The sequence below is a fragment of the Chitinophaga sp. sic0106 genome, assembly GCF_019219075.1.
GTDB lineage: Bacteria > Bacteroidota > Bacteroidia > Chitinophagales > Chitinophagaceae > Chitinophaga.
Genome location: NZ_JAHUWJ010000036.1, coordinates 1 through 5,711, shown reverse-complemented (window position 1 = coordinate 5,711; position 5,711 = coordinate 1). Strand labels below are relative to the sequence as shown.

Annotated in this window: 1 protein-coding gene; it reads left to right on the top strand. The window is 49.7% G+C overall.

The window, feature by feature from the left end:
• Positions 1–5,711: hypothetical protein (locus tag KW844_RS28785; protein ID WP_218380230.1), on the top strand; the 5,711-nt coding region annotated here is incomplete at both ends.

The window sequence follows — 5,711 nt, the reverse complement described above, 5'->3', positions numbered from 1 at the left end:
CTACCGATGTAGTAACTATTTATAACTACGCTGCTAACCCGGCTGCCAACGCGGGTGTAGATCAGGAAGATTGCGGTAGAACTACTGCCTTCACCCTGGATGCCACCCCTGTAGTATCTACTGGAAACATTCAGCAGATCGGTACCTGGACAGTGCAGTACACCGGTGCTAACGCTGCTCCAACAGTAAGTGATATCCATGATCCTAAAGCCACTATCGTAGTGCCAGTAGGTGATCAGGTACAACTGACCTGGACAGTGACCAGCATGGTAAATGGCACCATCATCGCCACTTGCCCAGCTACTACCGATGTAGTAACAATTCTCAACTACGCTGCCAACCCAGCTGCCAACGCGGGCGCAGATCAGGAAGATTGCGGTAGAACTACTGCCTTCACCCTGGATGCCACCCCTGTAGTATCTACTGGAAACATCCAGCAGATTGGTACCTGGACAGTGCAGTACACTGGTGCTAATGCAGCTCCAACGGTTAGTGATATCCATGATCCAAAAGCTACCATCACGGTAACACCTGGTGATCAGGTACAACTGACCTGGACCGTAACCAGTATCGTAAATGGTGTAGTAAACACTAATTGCCCAGCTACTACTGATGTAGTAACTATCTATAACTACGCTGCCAACCCAGCTGCCAACGCGGGCGCAGATCAGGAAGATTGCGGTAGAACTACTGCCTTCACCCTGGATGCCACCCCTGTGGTATCTACTGGAAACATCCAGCAGATCGGTACCTGGACCGTGCAGTACACTGGTGCTAACGCTGCTCCTGTTGTAAGTGATATCCATGATCCAAAAGCCACTATCGTAGTGCCAGTAGGAGATCAGGTACAACTGACCTGGACAGTCACCAGTATCGTAAATGGTGTAGTAAACACTAATTGCCCAGCTACTACCGATGTAGTAACTATTCTTAACTACGCTGCTAACCCAGCCGCCAACGCAGGAGCTGATCAGGAAGATTGCGGAAGAACCACCGCCTTCACCCTGGATGCCACCCCAGTGGTTTCTACTGGAAACATTCAGCAGATCGGTACCTGGACAGTGCAGTACACTGGTGCTAATACAGCTCCTGTTGTAAGTGATATCCATGATCCAAAAGCCATTATCGTAGTGCCGGTAGGAGATCAGGTACAACTGACCTGGACCGTCACCAGTATCGTAAATGGTGTAGTAAACACTAATTGCCCAGCTACTACCGATGTAGTAACTATCTATAACTACGCTGCAAACCCAGCCGCCAACGCCGGAGCAGATCAGGAAGATTGCGGTAGAACTACTGCCTTCACCCTGGATGCCACCCCTGTAGTATCTACAGGAAACATCCAGCAGATCGGTACCTGGACAGTGCAGTACACTGGTGCAAACACTGCTCCTGTTGTAAGTGATATCCATGATCCAAAAGCTACCATCACGGTAACGCCTGGAGATCAGGTACAACTGACCTGGACCGTAACCAGTATCGTAAATGGTGTAGTAAACACTAATTGCCCAGCGACTACCGATGTAGTAACTATTTATAACTACGCTGCAAACCCAGCCGCCAACGCGGGAGCAGATCAGGAAGATTGTGGTAGAACTACTGCCTTCACCCTGGATGCTACCCCTGTGGTATCTACTGGAAATATCCAGCAGATCGGTACCTGGACGGTGCAGTACACTGGTGCTAACACCGCTCCGGTTGTAAGTGATATCCATGATCCAAAAGCTACCATCACGGTAACGCCTGGCGATCAGGTACAACTGACCTGGACCGTAACCAGTATCGTAAATGGTGTAGTAAACACTAATTGCCCAGCTACTACCGATGTAGTAACTATCTATAACTACGCTGCCAACCCAGCTGCCAACGCCGGAGCAGATCAGGAAGATTGCGGTAGAACTACTGCCTTCACCCTGGATGCCACCCCTGTGGTATCTACTGGAAACATCCAGCAGATCGGTACCTGGACGGTGCAGTACACTGGTGCTAACACAGCTCCAACGGTAAGTGATATCCATGATCCTAAAGCTACCATCACGGTAACGCCTGGTGATCAGGTACAACTGACCTGGACAATCACCAGTATCGCAAATGGTGTAGTAAACACTAATTGCCCAGCTACTACCGATGTAGTAACTATTTATAACTACGCTGCTAACCCGGCTGCCAACGCGGGTGTAGATCAGGAAGATTGCGGTAGAACTACTGCCTTCACCCTGGATGCCACCCCTGTTGTATCTACTGGAAACATCCAGCAGATCGGTACCTGGACCGTGCAGTACACTGGTGCTAACGCTGCTCCTGTTGTAAGTGATATCCATGATCCAAAAGCCACTATCGTAGTGCCAGTAGGAGATCAGGTACAACTGACCTGGACAGTCACCAGTATCGTAAATGGTGTAGTAAACACTAATTGCCCAGCTACTACCGATGTAGTAACGATCTATAACTACGCTGCAAACCCAGCTGCCAACGCAGGAGCAGATCAGGAAGATTGTGGTAGAACTACTGCCTTCACCCTGGATGCCACCCCTGTAGTATCTACTGGAAACATCCAGCAGATTGGTACCTGGACGGTGCAATACACTGGTGCTAACGCTGCTCCTGTTGTAAGTGATATCCATGACCCTAAAGCCACTATCGTAGTGCCGGTAGGAGATCAGGTACAACTGACCTGGACCGTAACTAGCATGGTAAATGGTGTAGTAAACACTAATTGCCCAGCTACTACTGATGTAGTAACTATCTATAACTACGCTGCCAACCCAGCCGCCAACGCAGGAGCAGATCAGGAAGATTGCGGTAGAACTACTGCCTTCACCCTGGATGCAACACCTGTAGTATCTACTGGTAACATCCAGCAGATTGGCACCTGGACAGTGCAGTACACTGGTGCTAATACAGCTCCAACGGTAAGTGATATCCATGATCCAAAGGCCACTATCATAGTGCCAGTAGGAGATCAGGTTCAACTGACCTGGACAGTCACCAGTATCGTAAATGGTGTAGTAAACACTAATTGCCCAGCTACTACCGATGTAGTAACTATTTATAACTACGCTGCAAACCCAGCTGCCAACGCGGGAGCAGATCAGGAAGATTGCGGTAGAACTACTGCCTTCACCCTGGATGCCACCCCTGTGATATCTACTGGAAACATCCAGCAGATCGGTACCTGGACAGTGCAGTACACTGGTGCTAACACCGCTCCAACGGTAAGTGATATCCATGATCCTAAAGCTACCATCACGGTAACGCCTGGTGATCAGGTACAACTGACCTGGACAATCACCAGTATCGTAAATGGCACCATCATCGCCACTTGCCCAGCTACTACTGATGTAGTAACAATTCTCAACTACGCTGCAAACCCAGCTGCCAACGCCGGAGCAGATCAGGAAGATTGCGGTAGAACTACTGCCTTCACCCTGGATGCAACCCCTGTAGTATCTACTGGAAACATCCAGCAGATTGGTACCTGGACAGTGCAGTACACTGGTGCTAATACAGCTCCAACGGTAAGTGATATCCATGATCCAAAGGCCACTATCATAGTGCCAGTAGGAGATCAGGTACAACTGACCTGGACCGTAACCAGTATCGTAAATGGTGTAGTAAACACTAATTGCCCAGCTACTACCGATGTAGTAACTATTTATAACTACGCTGCTAACCCGGCTGCCAACGCGGGTGTAGATCAGGAAGATTGCGGTAGAACTACTGCCTTCACCCTGGATGCCACCCCTGTAGTATCTACTGGAAATATCCAGCAGATCGGTACCTGGACAGTGCAGTACACCGGTGCTAACGCTGCTCCAACAGTAAGTGATATCCATGATCCTAAAGCCACTATCGTAGTGCCAGTAGGTGATCAGGTACAACTGACCTGGACAGTGACCAGCATGGTAAATGGCACCATCATCGCCACTTGCCCAGCTACTACCGATGTAGTAACTATCTATAACTACGCTGCCAACCCAGCTGCCAACGCAGGAGCAGATCAGGAAGATTGCGGTAGAACCACAGCCTTCACCCTGGATGCAACCCCTGTAGTATCTACTGGAAACATCCAGCAGATTGGTACCTGGACAGTGCAGTACACTGGTGCAAACGCTGCTCCTGTTGTAAGTGATATCCATGATCCAAAAGCTACCATCACGGTAACACCTGGAGATCAGGTACAACTGACCTGGACAATCACCAGCATGGTAAATGGCACCATCATCGCCACTTGCCCAGCTACTACTGATGTAGTAACGATCTATAACTACGCTGCAAACCCAGCTGCCAACGCCGGAGCAGATCAGGAAGATTGCGGTAGAACTACTGCCTTCACCCTGGATGCCACCCCTGTGGTATCTACTGGAAACATCCAGCAGATTGGTACCTGGACGGTGCAGTACACTGGTGCTAACACTGCTCCTGTAGTAAGTGATATCCATGATCCAAAAGCTACCATCACGGTAACACCTGGTGATCAGGTACAACTGACCTGGACAGTCACCAGCATGATAAATGGCACCATCATCGCCACTTGCCCAGCTACTACCAATGTAGTAACAATCTATAACTACGCTGCCAACCCAGCCGCCAACGCGGGTGCAGATCAGGAAGATTGCGGTAGAACTACTGCCTTCACCCTGGATGCCACCCCAGTGCTATCTACTGGCAACATCCAGCAGATCGGTACCTGGACCGTGCAGTACACTGGTGCAAACGCTGCTCCTGTTGTAAGTGATATCCATGATCCAAAAGCTACCATCACGGTAACGCCTGGTGATCAGGTACAACTGACCTGGACAGTAACCAGCATGGCAAATGGTGTAGTAAACACTAATTGCCCAGCTACTACTGATGTAGTAACTATCTATAACTACGCTGCAAACCCAGCCGCCAACGCGGGAGCAGATCAGGAAGATTGTGGTAGAACTACTGCCTTCACCCTGGATGCCACCCCTGTAGTATCTACTGGTAACATCCAGCAGATCGGTACCTGGACCGTGCAGTACGCTGGTGCTAACGCTGCTCCTGTAGTAAGTGATATCCATGATCCAAAAGCTACCATCACGGTAACACCTGGTGATCAGGTACAACTGACCTGGACAGTTACCAGCATGGTAAATGGCGCTATCATCACCACTTGCCCAGCTACTACTGATGTAGTAACTATCTATAACTACGCTGCTAACCCAGCTGCCAACGCGGGTGCAGATCAGGAAGATTGCGGTAGAACTACTGCCTTCACCCTGGATGCCACCCCTGTAGTATCTACAGGAAACATCCAGCAGATTGGTACCTGGACGGTGCAGTACACTGGTGCTAATACTGCTCCAACGGTAAGTGATATCCATGATCCAAAAGCTACCATCACGGTAACACCTGGTGATCAGGTACAACTGACCTGGACCGTAACCAGCATGGTAAATGGCACCATCATCACCACTTGCCCAGCTACTACCGATGTAGTAACTATCTATAACTACGCTGCTAACCCAGCCGCCAACGCGGGAGCAGATCAGGAAGATTGCGGTAGAACTACTGCCTTCACCCTGGATGCCACCCCTGTAGTATCTACTGGAAACATCCAGCAGATTGGTACCTGGACAGTGCAGTACACTGGTGCAAACGCTGCTCCTGTTGTAAGTGATATCCATGATCCAAAAGCTACCATCACGGTAACACCTGGAGATCAGGTACAACTGACCTGGACA